Here is a 24279-nt window from a genome sequence, read left to right as displayed (position 1 = left end):
GGTTGGGGGATCCCGGCAACAGATCGATCCACGTGTGCCGGTGACCCATCATAGCGCAAAGGGGGCATGGCTTCAAGGCCGGCGCGCCGGCCTTCCGAATTTGACAGCGGCATCCCTTCCGGATAAACATAGGCATGGCCGGAAGGGGAGTAGCCCCCGGGTCCACCGGGCCCGGTGATGGGATCGTCAGCACGGGATGCTCCAGATCCCGATCCCCGGTCCCATCGCCCGCTCCGGGTGCGGCGAGACCTTCGGCCGATGCCGGAAAGCGTCCTTGCCGGATGCGTTCGGGCGTCGGTCGAAGGTCTTTTTCTTTAGCAGAATGAGGGGGCGCGGAACGTCCGCCCGACCTATTTCAGGGAACCGAAAGGAGGTGCAGCGATGCTGTTCTGGTGGGATCCTCTTTACTTCCTGTTCGCCATGCCGGCGCTGTTGTTGGGCCTGTATGCTCAGGCGAAGGTCCAGGCGGCCTATAACCGGTGGCTGCGGGCGCCGGCTCGACTGACCGGGCTGGAGGCGGCCCAGCGCCTGCTGCAGGCGGCCGGTCTATATGCGGTGCGCATCGAGGGAACCCCCGGGCACCTGACGGACCATTACGATCCTTCGAGCAAGGTGCTCCGGCTCTCCCCCAGCGTGGCGGGCGTGCCCTCGGTGGCCTCCCTGGCGGTAGCGGCCCATGAGATCGGGCACGCGCTCCAGGACGCGGAGGGTTACTGGGGGCTGCGGGCCCGGGCGGCCCTGGTGCCCGCGGTGAACTTCGGCTCCTGGCTCGGCCCGATCCTCTTCCTGATCGGCTTCCTGATGCAGAGCCCGACGCTGGTCTGGGCGGGGGTGCTGTTCTTCTCCGCTGCCGCTCTCTTCGCCCTGGTCACGCTGCCCGTGGAGCTGGACGCCAGCCGCCGGGCCCTGGCCCTGCTGGAGTCGAGCGGGCTGCTGTGGACCCCCGAGGAGCGGGCGGGGGCCCGGGAGGTACTGCGGGCGGCCGCGCTGACCTACGTGGCAGCCCTGGCCCAGGCCCTCTCCACCTTGGCCTACTACGCCTTCCTGGCCATGGGCATGCGGCGCTCGGAGGAATAGTCGATGGAGCAGCCCTCCGAGCCCCGGATCCCCTGGCATACCCTATCGGTCGAGGAGTGTTTCCAGCGGCTGCGCGCGGGGCCGGCGGGGTTGAGCCGGGAGGAGGCAGCCCGCCGGCTCCGGGAATGGGGCCCCAACGAGCTGGAGCCCCCCCGGCGTATCTCGCCCCTGGCTATCCTCTTGGCCCAGTTCCAGAACATCCTGGTGCTGATCCTCCTGGCCGCCACTGCCCTCTCCATCGTCCTGGGCCATGGGACGGAGGCAGTGGTCATCATGATCATCGTCTTTTTGTCCGTCCTGCTCGGCTTCGTCCAGGAATACCGCGCGGAGCGGGCCCTGGAGGCGCTGCGCCGGATGGCCGCGCCGATGGCCACCGTCCTCCGGGAGGGGGTGGAGGAGCGGATCCCCGCGCGGGAGCTGGTGCCGGGGGACGTGGTGGTCCTCCACGCCGGGGATCGGGTGCCGGCGGACCTGCGGCTGATCGAGGCGGTCAACCTCCAGATCGATGAGGCCGTCCTGACCGGCGAGTCGGTGCCGGTGGAGAAACACACGGCGGCGATCCCGGATCCTGCGCTCCCGATCGGGGATCGGCGGAACATGGCCTATGCGGGGACGGTGGTGACGTATGGGCGGGGCCAGGGGCTCGTGGTCGCCACCGGGATGCGGACGGAGTTCGGGGCCATCGCCCGGATGTTGCAGACGATCCAGGAGGAGCGGACGCCGCTGCAGGAGAACCTGGATCGAGTGGGAAAGGCGCTGGCCCGGGCCGCCCTGGGGGTGGTGGCCCTCATCGTGGCCCTGGGTCTGCTGCGGGGCCAGCCGTGGCTGGAGATGCTGATCTTCGGCCTGGCCCTGGCCGTGGCCGTGGTCCCGGAGGCCCTGCCGGCGGTGGTGACCATCTCCCTGGCCCTGGGGGTGCAGCGGATGGTCCGGCGCAACGCCCTGATCCGGCGGCTGCCGGCGGTGGAGACCCTGGGGAGCACCGATGTTATCTGCACGGACAAAACCGGCACCCTCACCCGGAACGAGATGACGGTGCGGCGCCTCTTCGTCTGCGGGCGGTTCTGGGAGGTCACCGGAAGCGGATACGAGCCGGCGGGGGAGTTTCGGGTGGACGGGCAACCCGTGGCGCCTTCCGAGGCGGTGCGCCGGCTTCTTCGGGCGGCGGCGCTGGCCTCCGATGCCCGCCTCCGTCGGGGCGCGGATGGCACCTGGCAGGGACAGGGGGATCCCACGGAGCGGGCTCTCTTGGTCGCGGCGATGAAGGCCGGGCTGGACCCGGAGGAGCTGAACCGCCGTTATCCTCGTGTCCACGAGATCCCCTTCACCTCGGAGCGCAAGCGGATGACCACCCTGAACCGGGGCTCGGAGGATCTGTTCGCAGCTTCCAAGGGAGCCCCCGAGGTGATCCTGGAGAGCTGCCGCTTTCTGCTCACGGAGAAAGGCGAACGGCCCCTCACCCCTTCGGATCGGGAGCAAATCCTGGAGGCCGCCCGGGCGATGGCCGGGGAGGCGCTCCGGGTGCTGGGGGTGGCGGACAAGCCCCAGGCCCTTCCGGAGGACGCTGAGGAGGGGATGGTCTTCCTGGGCCTGGTGGGGATGATCGACCCGCCGCGTCCCGAGGCGAAGCAGGCCATCCAGGTGTGCCGGGAGGCCGGCATCCGGGTGGTGATGATCACCGGGGATCACCCGCTGACGGCCCAGGCCATCGCGCGAGAGCTCGGCCTCCTCCGGGACGGCCGGGTCGTCACCGGGGCGGAGCTGGATCGCATGAGCGATGAGGAGTTCGAGAGGCAGTTAGAGGGGATCGACGTCTACGCCCGGGTGTCGCCGGCCCATAAGTTCCGGGTGGTCACCGCCCTCCAGAAGAAAGGCCACATCGTGGCAATGACTGGGGATGGGGTCAACGATGCCCCTGCTCTGAAGAGAGCCGACATCGGCATCGCCATGGGGATCACCGGCACGGATGTCTCCAAAGAGGCCGCGGCGATGGTGCTGCTGGATGACAACTTCGCTTCCATCGTGGCGGCCGTGGAGGAGGGCCGGGCGATCTTCTCCAACATCAAGAAATACCTGATGTATCTGCTCTCCTCGAACGTGGGGGAGATCCTCCTGATGGCTCTGGCCTCCCTGGCCGGGCTCCCCCCACCCCTCAGCGCGGCCCAGATCCTGTATGTGAACCTGGCCACCGACGGCCTGCCCGCGCTGGCCCTCTCGGTGGACCCGCCGGAGCCGGATTTGATGCGTCGGCCGCCCCGCAACCCCCGCAGCGGCCTCTTCACCCGGCCCGTGGTGCTGTTGATGCTGGCCGGAGGCCTCTGGTCCGCCCTGGTCAACCTCTCCCTGTTCGCCTGGGCCCTCTCCTCCGGCCGGAGCCTGCAGGAGGCCATGACCATGGCCTTCGTCTCCCTGGTCCTGATCCAGTTCTTCAAGGCCTACAACTTCCGTTCGGACCGACACTCGATCCTGCGACAGCCCTTCGCGAACCGCTGGCTGAACCGGGCGATCCTCTGGGAGACGACGATGCTGTTGATGTTGATCTACGTGCCCTTCCTGCGGGATCTGTTCGGGATCTACAGCCTCCCGCCGATCGATTGGGCCATCGTCCTGATGGCGGCAGCCACGGTGGTGCCGGTGCTGGAGCTGGTGAAGTGGGTCGAGCGCCGGGGGCTGCTGGGATCCCTGGACGGCTGATCCAGAACGGAGGCGGACCGGATGCTGGGAGAGGGGACAAGTCGGGTTCGGGCGCTGATCGAATTGGTGATGGCGGAGCTGGGGTATGGAGGGATCTTCCTGGCTGCGGTGGTGGAGGTGGTCTTCCCGCCCCTGCCTTCGGATCTTCTGGTGCCGGCGGCGGGGGTGGCGGCCGCCGGCGGCGTCCTGAGACCGGAAGGGGTCATCCTCGCCGCCACCGCCGGCACCGTGGTCGGCGCCCTGATCCTCTACGCCTTCGGGCGACGGGGCGAGCCTGTGGTCCGCCGCGCGGTTCGCCGCTATGGGCGCTGGCTGGGGATCCGGGAGGCGGAGGTCGACCGCGCTCTTCTGCTGTTCCGGCGCTACGGGGCTCCTATCCTGCTCGCCGCCCATCTGATCCCCGGGTTGCGCAGCGGGATCGCCATCCCCGCCGGGATGAGCGGGATGCCCGTCCTCCCCTTCAGCGGGTTGACCGCGCTGGGCGCGGCCATGCGGGCCATGTTGCAGACCACAGCGGGCATGCTCCTTGCCTCACACCCGCTCCTTTTCTTTTCGACCCTTTTCCTCATCGGGGCGATAATCCTTATGGGGTGGGCCGTAAGGGCGCTGGCCCGCTTAATTTTCGACAAAGGAAGGAGCCGGAAGCGGACATTCTGGATAGCCCGTCGGTGAAGACAACGGAAAAAGAGGGCCTCGAGGTTGTGATGCCGGCAAGCAGGTGAAAGGACGAAAGGGGCCTTTGCGGGTCAACCCCCTGGGCCTGGTCCTGGCCGTGGAGGTGCATATGGCGGATATCCCGGATCGGGAGGGAGCCCGATCGGTTCTGGAGAAGGCCCAGGAGGGACAACCCCGATGGCGCCGGATATGGGCCGATGGGGGCGACGCGGGCGGGTGGGGTAGGCTCAGCCGCAGAGATATAGAGTTATCACTCCTTGGGGGCGATCGGCTCGCCCCCTCAAAGGAGGCGACTCTGCTGTGAGCGGGGGCGAGGCGCAAGGTGAACGGAGGCTCCGAATTACCGAGGCGCACCTTCATCCCCACTTGCGGACGCGCATGCATCAACGGGGCCTCACCCTGGAGGAGATCGAGCGTGTTATGAATGAAGGATGGGAGGCTCCCGATGCGAAACCAGGGACATGGGGAAGGGTGCTGGTGTTCCCTTACGGGAGGGAATGGGAAGGCCAATACTTTGAGGAAAAGGAGGTCAGGGTATACTACAAGTTAACCCCGGAGGGCATTGTGCTTCTGACGGCGATCGCCAGATATGGAAAGGGCTTCCTGAGGAGGGAGGAATAAATGAAGATTGAATACGATCCGGCTCGAGATTTGCTTTACATCTGGTTTGGCGATCCTGGGGAGAAGGCAGCCCGGACAGAGATCGTGGTTCCGGGTGTGTATGCTGATTTCAGCCGCGATGGAAAATTGATAGGGATCGAGGTATTGGATGCTTCGGAGATGTTGGGAGATAAGGTCCAATTTGAGGTGGTCCTAACAACACCATCTGTTGAAGCAACTACCGAACCCTCTTGATCGGTGAAGCGGTGACGTGATACGTAACATCTGAACCTGAATGGATGAGGCGAGCCGATGGAGTTCCCGCTCTGGGCGTGGATCTTCTTTCACTTGATCGTAGCGGTCATGCTGGCTCTGGACCTCGGGGTGTTTCACCGGAACGCCCACGAGGTGAGGTTAAAAGAAGCGATGATCTGGAGCGTGGTCTGGATCGCTGTGGCCCTGGCCTTCAACGCCCTGATCCTGCTGGCCTGGGGCCACGAACCCGCTCTCCACTTCCTCACCGCCTACCTGGTGGAGAAATCCCTCAGCGCCGACAACCTCTTCGTCTTCGCCGTGATCTTCGCCTACTTTGGCGTCCCGCCGGCCTATCAGCACCGCGTGCTCTTCTGGGGGATCCTGGGCGCTGTTCTGATGCGGGCCGCTTTCATCTTCGCCGGCGTTCAGCTGCTCAAGGCCTTCCATCCGGCCGTCTATCTCTTCGGCGCCTTTCTGATCTACACGGGGATCCGGCTGGCCCTGCGCAGTGAAGAGGAAGAAGTGCGCCCGGAGCGCAACCCCGTCCTCCGCTTCGCCCGTCGCTTCCTGCCCATCACCCCGACCTTCCATGGACAGCGTTTCTTTATCCGGGAGGGGCGCCGGTGGATGGCTACGCCGTTGCTGCTGACCCTGCTGGTGGTGGAGAGCACCGACCTGATGTTCGCCGTGGACTCCGTGCCGGCGGTGCTGGCCATCACTCCCGAGCTGTTCATCGCCTACACCTCGAATATCTTCGCCATCCTGGGGCTGCGGGCCCTTTACTTTGTCCTGTCCGGCCTGATCCAGCGCCTGCGTTATCTCCACTACGGCCTCTCTGTGATCCTGACCTATATCGGGCTCAAGATGCTGCTTTCGGATTACGTCCACATCCCGCCTGCCCTCTCGCTGGCCATCGTGCTTCTGACCCTCTTGGTCAGCGGGCTGGCCTCGTGGGTCGTGGAGCGGCGGGAGAAGGTTCATTCCCTCAGCCACCGGTGAGGCCAATGGCGCATCAGCCCAGCTTGTTTGAGTTCAGAGCCCGTTCCGAGCTGACGCCGGAGACCCCCCTCGCCCGGGCCCGACAGGCCTTCGCGGATCACCTGAAGGGCGGGGATTACTCCCGGCACACGGTGTATTTCTTCACCCACGATCTCCGCCTGCTGGGGCAATGCCTGGGCGAAGACCGCCCCGTGGGGACCATCGGGCTGCGGGATCTGCAGGATTTCGTGGACTGGCTTCGCCATCGGCGCGGGGTCCCGTGCACGCCCAAGTCCCTGCGGCGGCGCATCACCGCGGTGAAGGCCTTCTTCCGCTGGCTCCATGAGGATCTCGGCGTCCTGCCAGCCAACCCCGCCGAGGCCCTGGTTTACCCCGAGGCTGTCGAATCCCTCCCGGAAGTGCTGACCCCGGAGCAGGTCCGGGCCGTCCAGGAGGCGGCGGAGGGATTCCGTCGGGAAGGGGATGCTCGTCCCCTCACGCTGCTCACCCTGCTCCTCCACACCGGCCTGAAGAAAAGCGAGGTGGTTGCCCTGCGCCTGGAGCATTTCGATCTCCGCGAGCCGGCGGTCTGGATCCGTTACGCCCATCCTCGCTATCGCCATAAGGAGCGCCGGCTCCCGCTCCCGCCGGAGTGGCCGGAGCTGTTCCGGGAGTATCTCCGGCAATATCGCATCGAAGGTCGGGTTTTCCCGTGGACGCCCCGGAACTTAGAATACGTGCTGGACGATGTGGCCCGTCGGGCCGGGATGGCGCACCTCTCCTTTGAGACCCTGCGGTGGACATGCGCGTTGCAGGATTTCATCCGGGGGATGGATCCGGAAGACCTGCGCCGGAAGCTGGGTCTCTCCGAGATCCAGTGGCGGGACACGCTCCGGCGCCTGCAGGCGCTGGCCGGTCGCTTCGCAGGCTTCTGAGCGCGTTGGGGATCCTCTCCCTCGCGCTGGCGCTGCTCCCCTCCCCACATCCCCTCGCCGCCCATCGTCCTCCGCCTTCGTCCCTCATCCCGGGAATCCCGACCTTGCATCCCGCTCTGGCGAGGCGGCTGCTCCGGGCCCGTCCCGAAGAGAAGATCCCTGTCCTGATCCAGCTGGAGGGGGCCTCGCCCGGCGAGGCGGCGGCCGCGGAGGCCAGTGCAGATCGGCCGGCTGTGGAGCGACGCGCACGCCTGGTCGCCCGCCTGCGCGCCCGGGCGGAAGCGGCCGGAGCCCCGCTTCTCCGGCGCCTCCGAGAGGCTGAGGGGGCCGGCGAGGTGGAGGGGGTCCGCCTGCTCTGGCTCCCGAATCAGATCGCCGCCCGGATCTCTCCCCGCATGCTGCTCGCCCTTGCCCGGGAGCCCGGCGTCCGGCAGATCCGCGAGGATCGCTTCCGGCGCTGGATTGTCACCGCTCCCCTCCGGGAGACCCCCGATCCGCTTTCAACGCCGTGGAATCTGGACATGGTGCGCGCGCCGGAGGCGTGGGCGGCCTTCGCCATCACCGGCACCGGCGTGGTGGTGGCGAACATCGACACCGGGGTGGACTGGCTGCATCCGGCCCTGCATCGGGCGTATCGGGGTTACGACGCCCGGGGCCTCCATCGTCATGCGGGGAACTGGTTCGACGCCACCGGAGCCGGCGCGCTCTATCCGGTGGACGCCAACGGCCACGGCACGCACACCATGGGCCTGATGGTGGGCGAGGGGACCGGCGTCGCCCCCGGCGCCCGCTGGATCGCCGCGCGGGCTTTCGACGCCCAGGGTTACGCCTACGACTCGTGGATCCACGCCGCCTTCCAGTGGATCCTGGCGCCGGAGGGGGATCCGGCTCTGGCTCCCGACATCGTGAACAACTCGTGGGGGAACCCCGACGGCTGGGATACCACCTTCATGGAGGATCTGGCGGCCCTGCAGGCGGCCGGGATCTTTGCGGTCTTCAGCGCCGGCAATCAGGGCCCCGGGCTCGGCTCCATCGCCTCCCCCGCCAGCCTCCCGGGGGCCTTCGCGGTGGGCGCGGTGGACGCCGAGGGCCAGGTCGCCCTGTTCTCCAGCCGGGGCCCCTCCCCCTGGGGGGAGGTCCGTCCCCACGTCGTAGCCCCCGGGGTCCGGGTTCGCTCCGCCCTCCCCGGCGGGACCTATGGGGAGCTCAGCGGGACCTCGATGGCCGCGCCCCACGCTGCCGGCGTGGCCGCCTTGCTCAAGGCCGCCCGGCCGGAGCTCTCCCCTCTGCAGATCGCGGAGATCCTGACCCGCACCGCGACGCCCCTCACCACCACCGTCCCGAATTTCGATAGCGGGTGGGGATTGGTGAACGCGATGGAGGCCCTCAGTGTGGTGGTGGAGAGCGGCCTTCTGGAGGGCACCGTTCAGGATCCCGAGGGCCGCCCGATCGCCGGGGCTGCGGTGACCGCCCGCGCCCGGGACGGGCGGTTCCAGGTCTCCCGGGAGAGCGATTCGGCGGGGCGTTACCGGCTCTTCCTCCGGGCCTCCACCTACGATGTCACCGCCTCCGCCTTCGGCTACGCCCCGGCCCAGGTCTTCGGGATCCAGATCCTTCAGGGGATCACCCGCTCCCTGGATTTCCGGCTGGATCCTCTCCCCCGGGGCTCCCTGATCGTCCACGCCGTCGATGAGCACGGCGTCCCGGTTCGGGACCCTTCTCTCTCCCTGGTAGGGACTCCCGTTTCCCTTACCCAGTCTGCTTCCCCGTTCACCCTCTCCATGCCCATCGGCGCTTATCTCCTGCGCCTGCGGGCGCTGGGCCATCGGGTGGTGACGGACACGGTGGAGATCGCGGCCGGGATCACCACCACCCGCATCCTCACCATGCCGCGCATGCCCCGCGTCCTGCTGGTGGACTCCGGGGCCTGGTATAACGAGTCCGTCCTCTTCTTTTACCGGCAGGCCCTCGATGCCCAGGCGTGGTCCTACGATGAATATCGGGTGACCTACCCACCGATCCCGCCGCCCACCGCCACCCTCACGGCTTACGAGGTGGTGGTCTGGTCCTCGCCTTTCGACTCCCCCGGTTACATCGGCGCGGACCGCGCGCTGACTTTCTTCCTGGGCCAGGGCGGCCGCCTGCTGGTGAGCGGCCAGGACGTGGCCTTCTGGGACGATGGGGGGAACGGGTTCTTCTACGCGCCGTATCTGCGAAGGATGCTGGGGACCCGATATGTGCGGGACTCCAGCGGGATCTTCACGGTGACCGGAGCGCTGGGAGGGCCGTTCGACGGGCTGGTGGTGGACATTCGCGGGGAAGGCGGCGCCCAAAACCAGCGCTTCCCGGATGAGATCGCCCCCACTGACCCGCTGACCGATCAGCCGATGCGCTACCTGGACGACGGGGGGGCCGTGACCGCCGTGGGCCTGTGCCGCCCCCATCGCGGGCTGGTCTTCGCCTTCGGCCTGGAGGGGATCCCGGATCCGGGAATGCGGGGGGAGATCCTGGAGCGCTCGCTCCGGGCTCTCACCGCCCCACCGTCTCCCGCCGGCCTGCGGTGGGATCCGGCCTATACCGAGCGCGTGGTACCCACCGCCACCCAGGTCCTCTTCACCGCCACCCTCCAGAACCTGAGCGAGGTGGCCACCGATACCATACGGTTGGAGGTAGAAGGGACCGGCTGGCCGGTGACGCTCACGCCCGAGACGATGACCCTGGCCCCCTGCGCCGCAGGGGTTCTCACGCTGACCGTGGACGTCCCCGCCGGGCTCCCCCGGGATGCAGAGGCCCGGATCACGGTCACCGCCCATTCCACGCTCTCCCCCACCCTCTCCGCCTCCGGCGTGTGGCAACTCAAAACGCCTGCCCGGCTGCTGCTGGTGGAGGACGATCGTTGGTATGAGGTGGGGGAGGCTTATCGCCGGGCCCTGACGGCGGCCGGCATCTCCTTTGATCGCTGGCGGGTCACCGGCTTCTTCGGACAGGGATCCCCATCGGAGGGGGATCTGGCGCGCTACGAGGGGGTGATCTGGTTCACCGGCTACGACTGGTATGATCCTCTCTCGCCGACGGAGGAAGCGCGGCTGCTAACGTATGTGCAAAGGGGCGGGCGCTTAGCCTTCTTCTCGCAGGACTACCTGTATTCGCTGCTCGACGGCGGGCGATCCTGGGCGTTCGCCCGTGCCCTGGGGGTGAGGGCTCATGACGAGGGGCTCACCACAACGGTGGCCCTCCCCAGCCCCCTCTCTCCCATCGGCCAGGGGCTCCCCCGCTGGGAGATCGCGCTCCCCTACCCCAACTGGACCGACGCCCTGGAGCCGGCCCCCGATGCCCGACCGCTCTGGCGTGGCGCGCACGGCCGGCCGATCGCCCTGACCCGCTCAGAGGGGGCGGGGCATCTGGTTTTCTCCACCCTCGGCCTGGAGGGAGCGCCCGAGCCGTTGCAGGCAGCCGTGATGCGCCATGTGCTCTCCGGGCTGGGGCCCATGGGGGAGACGAGGCTGGAGGTCGTCCCTCGGATCGCGCCCGCTGAGGCCCGGCGGCAGATCGCCGTCTTCGTGACCCATACCGAAGGGCTTTCGATCGCCCTCCGCCTGCAGGTGCCTCCACCATGGACTATCCGGGATCCAGAGCAATCGCCCGGGTGGACCTTAGACCCAGCGCTTCCCGGATGGCAGGGCCGGGTCCTTCCTCCAGCGGTGCTCACCGCCTCGATGATCCTAGAGGGGCCCTCCGGGTGGGCGCCTTTGACGCTGGAGGGCACCGACGGGCACTGGCCCCTGCGGCAGATCCTCCCGGTTGGCGTAGGGGCCTCGGATCTCTCTATCGCTTTTGCAGGAGGTCCCATTGCTCCTTCGGGACAGGCCTACGCCGGATCCTGGACGCTCCAGCCATCCGGAGATCTCTCCCTGGCGCTCACGCTCACCCTGCCCATAGGCTGGAAGGATCCGCGCTTCTGGACGGATGGAAGCGATCTGCCTCAGCCTTCCCCGGGCAGCGGCGTGTGGTCCGGGACGCTGGGCACCGGGGAGCTGCTGCGGGTTATCGCCCTCGGGGCGCCTCTGACGCTGGAGCCGGATCCCCGGCGTCTCGTCCTGCGGGCCGAGGATGCGTGGGGAGGCGTGTGGGAGCGCGAGGTGGTCATCACGGCGGTCCCCTGGCGGGTGTTTCTTCCGACCATCGCCCGTTAAATCCCATCCTGAGGGTTCCCCCGTCGCCGCACCCCATGTGTGGTTCTCCGGGGCGGATGCCTGCCCGATGTAACATGAAGCGGGCATCGATCCATCGGGTTTCGGATAAGGATCCTGGCATGGAGATGCGATGGGCACGTTGTATGTGGTGGGCACTCCCATCGGGAACCTGGAGGACATCACCCTGCGGGCGTTGCGGGTGTTGCGGGAGTGCGCCCTGATCGCCGCCGAAGACACCCGCAAGACCCGTATCCTCCTGAGCCGCTACGGCATCGAGAAGCCGATGATCAGTTACTTCGAGCACAACGAGGCGGCCCGCATCCCCCAGATCCTGGAGGCCCTGGCCCAGGGGGATGTGGCCTTGGTCTCCGAGGCGGGGATGCCCGGCCTCTCGGACCCCGGCTACGTCCTGATCCGGGCCGCTCTGGAGCGCGGGTTCCCGGTGGTGCCGATCCCCGGGCCCTCCGCCCCGGTGACCGCCCTGGTGGTCTCCGGGCTGCCGGCGGATCGTTTCCTCTTCTTGGGCTTTTTGCCCCGCAAGCCCGGCGAACGTCGCCGGCTGCTGGCCCAGGTGGCTGCCCTCCCGTGGACCCTGGTGGCCTTTGAGACGCCCCATCGCCTCCGCGAGGCCCTCCGGGACATCCTGGAGATCTTGGGCGACCGCCCGATGGCCGTTGCCCGGGAGCTCACCAAGATCCACGAGGAGGTCCGCCGTGGGACGGCGCGGGAGCTCCTGGCGCATTTCACCGAAGTGGAGCCTCGGGGGGAGTTCACCCTGGTCATCGCCGGGGCACCGGAGGAGGTTTCCCAATGGGAGGAGGAAGAGGTGCGCGCCCGGCTGGAGGCGCTGTTGCGCAGCGGCCGCACCCCCGCCCAGGCGGCCCGGGAGGTGGCCCGGGCCTCCGGATGGCCCCGGGACGCGGTCTACCGGATGGCCCTGCGGATCCGATCAGAGAGCGAGCCGCGCTGATGACGATGCCATCCATCGAAGAGGTCGCCTTCCATCCCCGCTCGATGATCCGCCTGATGTTGCTTTCGGAGATCCTCTGGGCGGTGGGGGAGGGGTTGTTCTTCTATCTGCTCCCAGTCTACGTGCAGGAGCTGGGGGCCACTCCCGCTCAGGTCGGGCTGGCCTTCGGCGTCGGGGAGCTGGCCCTGACCCTTACCTATTTGCCGGTGGGATGGCTGGCGGATCGAACCCGGCGCAAGCCGCTGATGTTGGGCGGGTGGTTCGCCGGGCTGATCGGGATCCTCCTGATGGCCGGGGCGACCACCTGGTGGGCCCTGTTTCCCGGCCTGACCCTCTATCTGATGTCCGGCTATTGCCTGCCGGTGATCCATGCGTATGTGGCGCGCATGGCCGGCCCGATCCCGCTGGAGCGGGCCTTCCCCCTCCTGAGCGCCGGTTATGCCGTAGGAGGGTTGCTGACGCCCGCCCTGGGCGGATGGCTGGCCCAGCGAGTCGGGATGCGCCCGGTTTTGCTCCTCAGCGCCGGCCTCTTTGCCCTCTCCACCGTCGCAGCGCTGCTCCTCCCCATGGACCCCCCACCGGATCCTCATGGGCAGGGCCGCCGCTTGGGATCCTGGCGGCGGATCCCCTGGCGTTTCGGGCTGGCGCTGCTCGCGTTGTTCACCGTGGGGCAGGTGGGCCTGATCCTGCTGCCGAACTTCTTGCAACAGGCGGGGGGATGGTCCAAGTCCCATTTGGGGCTGTTCGCTTCCCTGCAGGCCCTGGGGACCATCCTGCTGGGCCCGGCGTTGGGGCGGTGGGATCAGGGCCGGGCGCGGCCACTGGGACTGGCAGCCGCATGGGGGCTGGCTGGGATCGGAATGGGGCTGCTCCTCGTGGGATTCCATGCCTTCCCCCTCGTGGGTGCGGCAATGATCTTGGTGGGGGGTGCATATGCCGCTTACTCCCTGGCCGCCGCGCGGATCCTGCGTCTGACCCCTTCGGAGACCCAGGCGACCGCCGCGGCCCTTCTTCACACCGCTCGTAGCCTGGCGCTGGCGCTGGCTGCCCCCCTCGCCGGGCTCCTGTTCTCCTTTCATCCGGCTCGCCCCCTGCAGGTCGCCGGTCTGCTCCTCCCCCTGGCCCTGTTCGGCGTCCTCCGAGCGGGGAGGCTGATCCAAATCCCGGCCGAGGAGGTTCCCCAGTCTCCATAGAACCGCGCCGTGCGCCCCCCTGCCGGGTATAATGGGAGCGCAATTCTGTTCCAGAGGGCGCGACAAGGGTGGGCCGTCGCGCACTTCCCAGCCGGGCAAGATCCATTCAGGAGGCAGCCGTGAAGGAGATCCTGGAGCGTGCGTTGAACGTGGCCCAGCTGCGCGGCGCGACCTATGCGGACGTCCGCCTGGTCCACCGCATCGAGCAATCCCTCCTGGTCCGCAACGGCGTCGTGCAGGGCATCAGCCAGATCGAGGATATGGGCTTCGGGGTGCGGGTGATCGCCGACGGCGCGTGGGGCTTCGCCTCCAGCGCCCGTCTCACCCTGGAGGAGGCGGAGCGCGTGGCCGACCGGGCCGTTCAGATCGCCCGGGCCAGCGCCCTCTTCAAGAAAGAGGACGTGGACATCGGCCCGCCGGTGGTCCAGCGCGGGACCTATCGGACCCCGGTGCAGATCGATCCCTTCACCGTCCCCCTGGAGAAGAAGCTGGAGATCCTGCTCGCCGCTGACGCAGCCATGCGGGCCGTCCGAGGGATCGCCGCCACCGAAGCGGAGATGGTGTTCATCCGCGAGCGCAAGACCTTTGCCAGCACCGAAGGCTCCTGGATCGAACAGGAGATCATTGAGTCGGGCTGCGGCATCGAGGCGACCGCCGTGGGTCCCGATGAAGTGCAGCGCCGCTCCTACCCCAACTCGGTGGGGCGCCACCAGATGACCCGGGGCTGGGAGTTCATCGAAGAGTGTAACCTGCCCGGGAACGCCCCGCGCATCGCGGAGGAGGCGGTGGCCCTCCTCACCGCCGACCCGTGTCCGGAGACGGTGACCACGGTGATCCTGGGCGGCTCCCAGGTGGCCCTTCAGATCCACGAATCGTGTGGCCATCCCATCGAGCTGGACCGGGTGTTCGGGACCGAGGCCGCCTATGCGGGCACTTCCTTCCTCACTCCGGAGAAGCTGGGGACGTTCCGCTACGGCTCCGAGGTGGTGAACATCACCGCCGACGCCACCCTCCCCGGGGGCCTGGGCACTTTCGGGTGGGACGATGAGGGGGTGCCCGCGCAGCGGGTGGATATCGTGAAGGAGGGCCTTTTCATCGGCTACATGACCTCCCGGGAGACGGCCCGTCAGCTGCTCAAGCTCCTGGGCCCCTCCCCTTACGTCACCGGCCTCTCCAATGGCACCATGCGGGCCTCGGGCTGGAACCGCATCCCCCTGATCCGGATGACCAACGTGAACCTGCTCCCGGGAGCTTGGCGGCTGGAGGATCTGATCGCCGACACCGATGAAGGGATCTTCATGGACACCAACCGCTCCTGGAGCATCGACGACAAGCGGCTCAACTTCCAGTTCGGCTGCGAGATCGCCTGGGAGATCAAAGGAGGGAAGCTCACCCGCATGCTCAAGAACCCGATCTACACTGGGATCACGCCGGAGTTCTGGCGCTCCTGTGATGCGGTGTGCAACGCGGACCACTGGGTGATCTGGGGGACGCCGAACTGTGGCAAGGGGCAACCCTCCCAGCTGGCCCACACCGGCCACGGGGCCGCCCCCGCCCGCTTCCGGAACGTGCGGGTGTTCAGTCGGAAATGAACGGCTGCGCAGTCTCCCATTTTCCCCTTTGAGGAGCCGAACGATGCTGGGCGAATCGGTCATCCGGGAGATCCTGGGGAAGGCGTTGCGAGCCTCCCCGGCCGACGAGACGGAGATCGTGCTGGAGGCCCACGACAGCGCCCTCACCCGTTTCGCCAACAACGTCATCCACCAGAACGTGGCCGAGGTCAACACGGAGATCGCCGTGCGGGTAGTCCTCGGGAAGCGGGTGGGCGCCGCGGTCACCAACCGCCTGACGGAGGAGGCCCTGGGGCAGGCCATCGAAGAGGCCGTGGCCCTCGCCCGGCTGCAACCGGAGAACCCGGAGTTCCCGGGCCTGCCGGAGCCCCAGCCCATCGAGCCGGTGGCCGCCTTCGACGAGGCGGTGGCGGAGGCCACGCCCGAGTGGCGGGCGCGGGCCGTTGGCGTCGTCTGCCGGCTGGCGGAATCCATGGGCGTGAACGCGGCGGGGGCCCTCTCCACCGGGGTGTATGAGCTGGCGGTGGCCAACTCCAAAGGGGTGTTCGCCTATCACGCCGGCACCGAGACCCACTTCAGCACGGTAGTGATGAGCGAGGATGGATCCGGCTACGCCCACCGCGCCGCCTGGCGCCTCGCCGATCTCGATGTGGAAGCGCTGGGCCGTTCGGCCATTGAGCGGGCCCTGCGGAGCCGGAACCCTCGACCCATCGAACCCGGGGTGTATCCCGTGGTCCTGGAGCCCTACGCTGTGGAGGACATCCTCTCCTGGCTGGGCTACGCGGGCGCCGGCGCCCTGGCCGTCCAGGAGGGCCGCTCGTGGATGAACGATCGCATCGGCCGCCCGGTGATGTCTCCCCAGATCACCATCTGGGATGACGGCCGGGATCCGACGGGGCTGCCCCTGCCTTTCGACTTCGAAGGGGTGCCCCGGCAGCGGGTGATCATCGTCGAGCGCGGGGTCCCTCAGGGGCCGGTGTATGACACGGTCACCGCCGCTCGAGAAGGCCGACGGTCCACCGGCCACGCCCTGCCCCGCGCCCGTCTGCAGACCGCCAGCCTGGGCCCCATCCCGCTCCACTTGTTCATGGCCCCCGGCGAGGCCACCCTCGAGGAGATGGTCCGGCAGGTGGATCGAGGCCTTTACATCACCCGGTTCTGGTATACCCGGCTGGTGCACCCGCGGGACTGCGTGCTGACCGGCATGACGCGGGACGGCGTGTTCTGGATCGAGAAGGGGGAGATCGCCTATCCGGTCCGCAACCTGCGGTTCACCCAGGGGTATGTGCCTGCCCTGGCCGGGGTGCGCGCGGTGGGGAAGGAGCGCTGGTTGCTCTCGGAGGGCTTCGGCTTCACCTGTGTGCCCGCCTTGCTGCTGGAGGCCTTCACCTTCACCGGCGTGACCGAGTTCTGAACGCCCGAGGAGGTGACCGTTGGGGGAATCCCGTCCCGCGCTGGCCGTGCACGGGCATTTCTATCAGCCCCCCCGGGAGGATCCGTGGACCGGGGAGGTGCCGCCCGAGCCCGGCGCCGCGCCGTATCACGATTTCAACGAGAAGATCACGGCGGAATGCTATCGCCCCCTGGCGGAGCGCTGCCTGTTCGAGCGGATCAGCTTCAACGTCGGGCCGACCCTCATCGGCTGGCTGGCCCGCCATGCCCCGGAGACTTACCGTCGGATCCTGGAGGCGGACCGCGTGAACGTGGCCCGGGGGGTGGGCAACGCCATCGCCCAGTCCGCGCATCACACCATTCTCCCCCTGGCCCGGCGCCGCGATAAGGTCACCCAGGTCTACTGGGGGATCCAATCCTTCCAGCACCGTTTCGGCCGGCATCCCCGGGGGATGTGGCTGCCCGAGATGGCCGTGGACCTGGCCACCCTGGAGGTGCTGGCGGAGGCCGGGTTGACCTTCACCATACTCTCCTCCGAGCAGGTGCGCGGACCCCTCCCACGCGGGGCGGGACCCTATCGGATCCGCCTGGAGGCGAACGCCTATTTCACCGTGTTCGTCCGCGATCGGGATCTCTCCAACCAGGTCTCCTTCGCCATGCCCTCCCTGGGGCCGGCGGAGCGCTGGGCGGCGGAGGCCCTGCGGGGGCGGACGGCGCTCACGTTGCTGGCCACCGATGGGGAGACCTTTGGCCATCATCACCGAGAGGGTATCGATTTCTTGGACCGCCTGCTCCGGCCGCCGGCGGGGGCTTACGAGGTGGTGACCCTTACCGAATACCTGCGGGCCCATCCGCCGATGGAGGAGATAGAGATCCTGCAGAACACGGCATGGAGCTGCGCCCACGGGCTGGCGCGCTGGAGCACAGGGTGCGCCTGCACCCCGGGGGATTCCCGCTGGAAGGCGATTCTGCGGGCGGCCATGGATCTTTTGGCGGAGGAGATCGACGCGGCCTATCTGGATCTGGCCCACGGCTGGATCCGCGATCCGTGGCGGCTGCGGGACGAATACATCCACGTGGTGCTGGGGGCGATGGAGGCGCCGGCCCTGTTACGGGAGTTCGCCGATCGCCCCCTCCCTTCAGACGTGGAGCGGCGGCTGCTCCTGGCCCTTCAGGCCCAGGTCCACCGCCAGCGGATGTTCGCCAGCTGTGGATGGTTCTTCGAGGACCTGGATGGGCTGGAGCCCCGTCTGGTGATCCGACAGGCGGCCCGGGCCATCGAGTTGATCGAGCAGGCCACCGGGGTGGATCTGGCCGCAGGGTATCGGCGGGCGCTGGCTCTGGCGCGCAGCGGCCGCACGGGCAAGACCGGGGCACAGATCTTCGACGAGATCTGGGCCGCTCGCCCTCGCCTGGGATGATCGCCCGAGAACAACAACGGGCGGCCGCGTCCTGCGGCCGCCCGGAAGGTGAAAGCCGCAAGGCCCTTCAGGCCGCCTGCCGGAAGAGTCGCGGCGCCCAGCCCGGAGCGGTCAGGGCGATGAGCGCGATGAGGACCGCGAGGATCAGAGTCACCCCGAAGGCCAGGGGCTGTGGCCAGGTCAGGCCCAGCGCCGCGTCCAGGCTATAGCGGCCCGGCCCATAGAGCCCGAAGAAGCCGCTCAGGGCCACCAGGACCAGGTTATACTCAAACCCGCCGCGATCGATCCACAGCCCCTTCGGCGCATGCACACGGACGATGGCCACCAGCTGGGAGGCGATCAGCGGCAGGACCGCCCACGGCGTCGCCAGGCCCAAAGCCAGCAGCAGCCCGCCGATGAACTCCCCCAATCCCAGCAGCCACGCCCACAGACGGCCCGGCCGGATGTTCCAGCTCTCCAGCCAGCCTGCCGTCCCGCTGAGGCCGTGGCCACCGAACCACCCGAACAGCTTCTGGGCCCCGTGGCCCGCGAAGAGCAAACCGATCAGGACGCGCAAGATCGCCCACCCGAGATCCGGCCGCAACATAGACCCTCACCTCCTTCCTGCACCCGGATTCCCAGGGTCAGCGTCCACGCATAAATATATCTCTCCTCCCTGAGAATTCCGTAAGCGCCCCGCGGGCCGTCACCCCACCCTTGCCTCCGATCCCGACCGTCTGTTTCATTTTGAGACATTTTTGATAGTAGATTGTTTCAGTTTGAAACAAATCGGCTCCAGCGCTTGCCCATGTGCGGGGAGTCTGGGAAGATAGAAATCGCACAAATGGGTCTGAATTCCGATGCGAGGAGGTGCGCCGGGGAGCGGGGTGAGGGGAGTGCGTGAGGAGACGCGGTGGGTTTTCGCGGACGGCCCGTCCGTCCTGCCGGATCGGTGCGTTTCCGCTCAGCGGCAGCGTCCGCATGCCCCTGACATAACGAAAGGAGTGCGACCATGGCACCCTGGGTGGCAGAGATCATCGGCACCATGATCCTCATCCTGCTGGGCGACGGCGTGGTGGCCAACGTCGTCCTGGGCCGGACCAAGGGCCAGGCCTCGGGGTGGATCGTGATCACCACGGGGTGGGCCTTGGCGGTGGCCATGGCCGTGTATGCCGTGGGCCGCATCAGCGGCGCCCACATCAACCCGGCCGTGACCATCGCCCTTGCCGCGGTCGGAAAGTTCCCCTGGTCGGACGTCCCGCTCTACATCGTTGGGCAGTTCATCGGCGCCTTCATCGGCGCGGTGCTGGTGTGGCTGGCTTACTACCCCCACTGGGCGGAGACGCCCGATCCTGACCTCAAGCGCGCAGTGTTCAGCACCGCCCCGAACATCCGCAATTACCCCCTGAACTTCATCACCGAGGTCATCGGGACTTTCATGCTGGTCTTCGGGGTCTTGGCCATTGTGGCGAACGACCTCCCTGCGGGCTGGACGCCCCTCCTCGTGGGCTTCCTGGTGTGGGCCATCGGCCTCTCCCTGGGCGGGCCCACGGGCTACGCCATCAACCCGGCCCGTGATCTCGGGCCGCGGATCGCCCACGCGGTGTTGCCCATTCCGGGCAAGGGCGACTCCGACTGGGGCTACGCCTGGGTGCCGGTGGTCGGCCCCATCGTGGGTGGCCTGATCGGTGCTTTCCTCTTTGTCGCCTTGGGGATGTGAGCCGGCATCGCCGGGTGGGGGAGGGGATTGAAACCCTCCTCCACCCCGATCTCTCGTTCCCCTATACGTCAGGAGGTTGCCATGAAGAAGCTGATCAATGATCCGATGAATGTGGTCCCGGAGGCGCTGGAGGGGATGGCCAAGGCCCATCCCGACCTGATCAAGGTGCACTTCAACCCCAACTACGTCTATCGCGCCGACGCGCCCCGGCCGGGGAAGGTGGCGGTGATCTCCGGCGGCGGCAGCGGCCACGAGCCGATGCACGTGGGGTTCGTCGGCTATGGGATGCTGGACGCCGCCTGCCCCGGCGCGGTGTTCACCTCCCCCACCCCTGACCAGATGTATGAGGCGGCCAAGACCGTCCACGGGGGCGCCGGGATCCTGATGATCGTCAAGAACTACGCCGGGGACGTGATGAACTTCGACATGGCGGCGGATCTGCTGCGGGGCGAGGGCTACCAGGTGGAGAGCGTGCTGATCGCCGACGACGTGGCGGTGGAGAGCAGCCTCTACTCCCAGGGCCGGCGGGGCACCGGCACCACCGTGCTGGCGGAGAAGATCCTGGGGGCCGCCGCCGAGCGCGGCTACGACCTCCAGCGCCTGGCTGCCCTGGGCCGCCGGGTGGCGGAGAACGGTCGCTCGATGGGGATGGCCCTGACCTCGTGCACGGTGCCCCATGTGGGCAAGCCGACCTTTGAGCTGGGCGAGGATGAGATGGAGATCGGCATCGGCATCCACGGGGAGCCCGGCCGTTATCGTGAGCCCCTGAAGAAGGCCGATGAGATCGTGGAGCGGTTGATGGAGCCCATCCTCAACGATCTCCCCTTCAAGGCCGGCGACCGGGTGATCTGCATGGTGAACTCCATGGGCGGCACCCCCCTGAGCGAGCTCTACATCGTCTACCGCAAGGTCGCGGAGATCTGCGAGAAGTCCGGCATCCAGATCGTCCGCAACCTGGTGGGGGCCTACATCACCTCCCTGGAGATGGCCGGGACCTCCATCACCCTGCTCCGGGCCGACGACGAGATGCTGGAGCTGTGGGATCATCCGGTCAAGACCCCGGCGCTGCGCTGGGGGATGTAAAATGCAAAGAATCCGGGGGGTGGGCGGAGCGGTTCCGCGCTCCCCCATCCCTCACTCGATCTTGAAACGGAGGGTCGTCGAAAATGCCGGTGATGCGGGACGATGTGGTGGCTTGGCTGGAGCGTTGTGCGGCGGTGCTGGAGGAGAACCGGGATTACCTCACACAGCTGGACGCAGCGATCGGGGACGCCGACCACGGCGCCAACATGGACCGCGGGTTCAAGGCTTTCATGGCCAAGCTTCCCTCGGTCGCCGATAAGGATATCGGGACGATCCTCAAGACCCTGGGGATGACCCTGGTGGCCACGGTGGGCGGGGCCGGCGGGCCGCTTTACGGCACGTTCTTCCTGCAGATGGGCGTGAAGACCGCCAACAAGCTCATGCTCACTCCGGAGGATTGGGCCGAGGCGCTGGAGGCGGGCATCAATGGGGTGATTGCCCGCGGCCAGGCCCGGCCGGGCGACAAAACGATGGTCGACGCCCTGCTGCCGGCCCTGGAGGCCTTCAAGGAGGCCATCCGTAACAGCGACTCCTTTGGAAAGGCCCTGCAGCGGATGGCCGAGGCCGCCGAGCAGGGGATGAAGGCTACCATCCCCATGGTGGCCCGTAAAGGGCGGGCCAGCTACCTCGGGGAGCGCTCTGCTGGCCACCAGGACCCCGGCGCCACCTCCTCTTACCTGATCCTGAAGGCGGCCGCGGACACCTGGGGCCACGTCACGTAGGGCACATCCCATCCATCTGCCACAAGGAGGTTTGCCATGGCGAAATATGTGATGGCCATCGACCAGGGGACGACCAGCACGCGGGCCATGATCTTCGACCACGAGAGCAACGTGGTGGCATGGGACCAGAAGGAGCATGAGCAGATCTACCCCCAGCCCGGCTGGGTCGAGCACAACCCGATGGAGATCTGGGAGCGCACCCAGGAGGTGGTCCAGAACGCCCTGGCCAAGGCCGGGATCAGCGGGGCGGACATCGCCGCCATCGGGGTGACCAACCAGCGGGAGACCACCATCGTCTGGAACAAGCGCACCGGGAAGCCGTATTACAACGCCATCGTCTGGCAGGACACCCGCACGGCCCCCATCTGCGCCCAGCTCCAGCGCGAGGGCTACGAGGCCATGTATCGGGAGAAGACCGGCCTCCCCATCGCCACCTACTTCTCCGGCCCCAAGCTCCAGTGGATCCTGGACAACGTCCCCGGGGTGCGGGAGGACGCGGAGAAGGGGGAGGCCCTCTTCGGCAACATCGATACCTGGCTGATCTGGTGGCTGACCGGCGGGCCGGACGGGGGCGCCCACGTCACCGATGTCTCCAACGCCAGCCGGACGATGTTGATGAACCTGCGCACCCTGGACTGGGACGATGACCTCCTGAAGATCCATCGGATCCCGCGCCAGATGCTCCCCCAGATCCGCCCGTCCTCGGACCCCCGCCTCTACGGGAAGACGCCGAAGAGCGGGCTGTTCGGGGCGGAGGTGCCGGTGTGCGGGGACCTGGGGGATCAGCAGGCGGCTCTGGTCGGCCAGGCCGGCCTGGATGTCGGGATGGCCAAGAACACTTACGGCACCGGCTGTTTCCTCCTTCTCAACACCGGCACGAACATCGTCCCTTCCAAGAGCGGCCTGCTGACCACCGTGGCCTATCAATTCGGGGACGGCCCCTGCATCTACGCCCTGGAAGGCTCCATCGCCATCACCGGCGCTCTGGTCCAGTGGCTGCGGGACAACCTGGGCCTGATCAAGACCTCCGCGGAGGTGGAGGACCTGGCCCGCACGGTGGAGGACAACGGGGGCATCTACTTCGTGCCCTTCTTCTCCGGCGCCTTCGCCCCCTACTGGCGGTTGGACGCCCGGGGCGTGATCGTGGGGCTCACCCGCTACATCAACAAGGGCCACCTGGCCCGCGCCGTCCTGGAGGCCACGGCTTACCAGACCCGGGACGTGTTCGACGCCATGTATGCGGACTCCGGGATCCATCTGGCCGAGCTGCGCGTGGACGGGGGGATGGTGCGCAACGAGCTGCTGATGCAGTTCCAGGCTGACATCCTGGGGGTGCCGGTGGTGCGGCCGGTGATCCAGGAAACCACCTCCCTGGGCGCGGCCTACGCCGCCGGGATGGCCGTGGGCTTCTGGAGCGGCCCGGAGCAGATCCGTCAATACTGGAAGGAGGATAAGCGCTGGTTGCCGAAGATGGATCCGGAGACCCGGGAGAAGCTCTACGCTGGATGGAAGAAGGCGGTGGAGCGCTCCTTCGGATGGGTGGAGTTCTAAGGAGCCCGGACTCCGGTGAACCCAGGGGGCCGGGCGAGGCCGGGGATGCCTGCCCGGCCCCTTTTCGCCAAGGGAGGAACACCGGATGGCTTATCACGTGGTGGTGATCGGCGCCGGATCCACCGGGGCGGCCACCGCCCACGACCTGGCCCTCCGGGGCTTCCGGGTGACGGTGGTGGAGCGCGGGGAAGTGGCCTCCGGGACCTCGGGGCGGAATCACTGTCTGCTCCACTCCGGGGGGCGTTACGCCATGAAAGACCCCGAGTCCGCCCGGGAGTGCATCGCGGAGAACATGATCCTGCGCCGGATCATGCCGGACGCCCTGGAGCTCAACGATGGACTCTTTGTCGCCCTGGACGAAGGGGACCTCTCCTTCAAGGAGCGGTTCCTCGCCGCCTGTGAGGAGTGCGGCATCCCGGCCCGGGAGATCCCGGTGCGGCAGGCCCTGGCCCTGGAGCCCCATCTCAACCCCGGCATCCGCGCCGCCATCCAGGTCCCCGATGGGGTGTTCGAGCCGTTGCGCTTCTGCCTCTCCTTCCTGGCCACCGCTCGGCGCAACGGGGCGACCGTCCTCACCTATACCGAGGTGGTGGACATGGTCTTCCAGGGTCGGACGGTGGCCGGCGTGAAGGTGCGGGATCGCCGGACCGGCCAGCAGCGAACCATCGGCGCGGACGTGGTGATCAACGCCGCTGGGCCGTGGGCCGGGAGGATCGCGGCGATGGCCGGGGTGGACGTGCCCGTGGTCCCCACCGCGGGGGTGATGATCTCCGTCGGCCGGCGCTGGAACCGTATGGTGATCAACCGCTTGAACCTCCCGGGGGACGGGGACATCATCGTCCCCCAGCGGCGCACGGCCATCATCGGAACCACCTCCTGGAAGGTGGAAGACCCTGATTTCATCCCGATCCCGGAGGACCACGTCCGCCTGCTCCTGGCAAGCGCCGAACGGTTCATCCCCGGCTACACCCAAGGAGGGATCCGGGGGGTCTTCGCGGTGGCCCGGCCCTTGGTGGGGCGGCGGGGGGTGGCCGCCGACGGCCGCGAGCTCTCCCGAACCTTCGAGTGCTTCGACCACGCGGCCGACGGCGTGGAGGGCTTTGTGACCATCACCGGGGGGAAGATGACCACCGCCCGGGCGATGGCTGAGAAGGTCGTCGACGTCGTGTGCGCCAAGCTGGGTCTCTCCATCCCATGCCGGACCCATGAGGTGCCGCTGCTCCCCTATCGGGCCTTCTATGAGTTGACCTGATCGCACCGGAGGATACCG

At 67.8% G+C, this 24279-nt stretch carries 19 protein-coding genes; 18 read left to right on the top strand and 1 reads right to left on the bottom strand.

The window, feature by feature from the left end; translation table 11 throughout:
• Positions 1–381 precede the first annotated feature (381 nt).
• From CFB18_RS09760 to CFB18_RS09695, 13 genes are all read left to right on the top strand, one after another.
• The gene (locus CFB18_RS09760; RefSeq protein ID WP_200808158.1) at positions 382–1077 is read left to right on the top strand and encodes a zinc metallopeptidase; all 696 of its coding nucleotides are present in this window, start codon (positions 382–384) and stop codon (positions 1075–1077) included.
• Positions 1078–1080: 3 nt separating this feature from the next.
• Complete coding sequence (locus CFB18_RS09755; protein ID WP_088571626.1) at positions 1081–3771, top strand: calcium-translocating P-type ATPase, SERCA-type; 2691 nt, start codon at positions 1081–1083, stop codon at positions 3769–3771.
• Positions 3772–3792: 21 nt separating this feature from the next.
• Positions 3793–4443, top strand: a complete 651-nt coding sequence (locus tag CFB18_RS09750) for a DedA family protein (protein ID WP_088571625.1) — start codon at positions 3793–3795, stop codon at positions 4441–4443.
• A 303-nt stretch (positions 4444–4746) separates the two neighbouring features.
• The gene (locus tag CFB18_RS16280) at positions 4747–5067 is read left to right on the top strand and encodes a DUF4258 domain-containing protein (RefSeq protein WP_088571623.1); all 321 of its coding nucleotides are present in this window, start codon (positions 4747–4749) and stop codon (positions 5065–5067) included.
• Positions 5068–5301 carry a DUF2283 domain-containing protein gene (locus tag CFB18_RS09735; protein ID WP_088571622.1) on the top strand — a complete coding sequence of 78 codons (234 nt, stop codon included), beginning with the start codon at positions 5068–5070 and terminating at the stop codon, positions 5299–5301.
• 57 nt (positions 5302–5358) lie between these two features.
• On the top strand, positions 5359–6300 hold the full coding sequence (locus tag CFB18_RS09730) for a TerC family protein (protein WP_088571621.1): 942 nt from the start codon (positions 5359–5361) through the stop codon (positions 6298–6300).
• 5 nt (positions 6301–6305) lie between these two features.
• Entirely contained in the window at positions 6306–7214 is a 909-nt protein-coding gene (locus tag CFB18_RS09725; protein WP_088571620.1) for a tyrosine-type recombinase/integrase, read from the top strand.
• A 5-nt stretch (positions 7215–7219) separates the two neighbouring features.
• Entirely contained in the window at positions 7220–11407 is a 4188-nt protein-coding gene (locus CFB18_RS09720) for a S8 family serine peptidase (RefSeq protein ID WP_159461683.1), read from the top strand.
• A 130-nt stretch (positions 11408–11537) separates the two neighbouring features.
• The gene (gene rsmI, locus CFB18_RS09715) at positions 11538–12377 is read left to right on the top strand and encodes a 16S rRNA (cytidine(1402)-2'-O)-methyltransferase (protein ID WP_088571618.1); all 840 of its coding nucleotides are present in this window, start codon (positions 11538–11540) and stop codon (positions 12375–12377) included.
• Positions 12377–13570 carry an MFS transporter gene (locus CFB18_RS09710; protein ID WP_159461682.1) on the top strand — a complete coding sequence of 398 codons (1194 nt, stop codon included), beginning with the start codon at positions 12377–12379 and terminating at the stop codon, positions 13568–13570. Before rsmI ends, CFB18_RS09710 begins: the two co-directional genes overlap by 1 nt.
• A 119-nt stretch (positions 13571–13689) precedes the next feature.
• Positions 13690–15162, top strand: a complete 1473-nt coding sequence (locus CFB18_RS09705) for a TldD/PmbA family protein (protein WP_088571616.1) — start codon at positions 13690–13692, stop codon at positions 15160–15162.
• 43 nt (positions 15163–15205) lie between these two features.
• Complete coding sequence (locus CFB18_RS09700) at positions 15206–16555, top strand: TldD/PmbA family protein (RefSeq protein WP_088571615.1); 1350 nt, start codon at positions 15206–15208, stop codon at positions 16553–16555.
• Between the two features lie 19 nt (positions 16556–16574).
• Positions 16575–17954, top strand: a complete 1380-nt coding sequence (locus CFB18_RS09695; protein ID WP_088571614.1) for a DUF3536 domain-containing protein — start codon at positions 16575–16577, stop codon at positions 17952–17954.
• A 67-nt stretch (positions 17955–18021) separates the two neighbouring features.
• Here CFB18_RS09695 and CFB18_RS09690 read toward each other — a convergent pair whose 3' ends face one another.
• A complete protein-coding gene (locus CFB18_RS09690; protein ID WP_088571613.1) occupies positions 18022–18540 on the bottom strand; it encodes a DoxX family protein in 519 nt (172 codons plus the stop codon).
• 405 nt (positions 18541–18945) lie between these two features.
• On the opposite strand from CFB18_RS09690, the gene CFB18_RS09685 reads away from it, so the two are divergent.
• The 5 genes from CFB18_RS09685 (at position 18946) to CFB18_RS09665 (ending at position 24261) form a co-directional block, all read left to right on the top strand.
• Positions 18946–19653: an MIP/aquaporin family protein gene (locus CFB18_RS09685; protein WP_088571612.1), complete on the top strand. Its 708-nt coding sequence runs from the start codon at positions 18946–18948 to the stop codon at positions 19651–19653.
• Positions 19654–19734: 81 nt separating this feature from the next.
• A complete protein-coding gene (dhaK, locus tag CFB18_RS09680) occupies positions 19735–20736 on the top strand; it encodes a dihydroxyacetone kinase subunit DhaK (protein ID WP_088571611.1) in 1002 nt (333 codons plus the stop codon).
• Between the two features lie 83 nt (positions 20737–20819).
• A complete protein-coding gene (gene dhaL / locus CFB18_RS09675) occupies positions 20820–21458 on the top strand; it encodes a dihydroxyacetone kinase subunit DhaL (RefSeq protein ID WP_088571610.1) in 639 nt (212 codons plus the stop codon).
• Between the two features lie 36 nt (positions 21459–21494).
• Positions 21495–23009 carry a glycerol kinase GlpK gene (glpK, locus tag CFB18_RS09670; protein WP_088571609.1) on the top strand — a complete coding sequence of 505 codons (1515 nt, stop codon included), beginning with the start codon at positions 21495–21497 and terminating at the stop codon, positions 23007–23009.
• Between the two features lie 85 nt (positions 23010–23094).
• Entirely contained in the window at positions 23095–24261 is a 1167-nt protein-coding gene (locus CFB18_RS09665; protein ID WP_088571608.1) for an FAD-dependent oxidoreductase, read from the top strand.
• Positions 24262–24279 lie beyond the last annotated feature (18 nt).

The organism is Thermoflexus hugenholtzii JAD2 (genome assembly GCF_900187885.1).
GTDB lineage: Bacteria > Chloroflexota > Anaerolineae > Thermoflexales > Thermoflexaceae > Thermoflexus > Thermoflexus hugenholtzii.
This window is presented reverse-complemented; position numbering and strand designations above follow the sequence as displayed.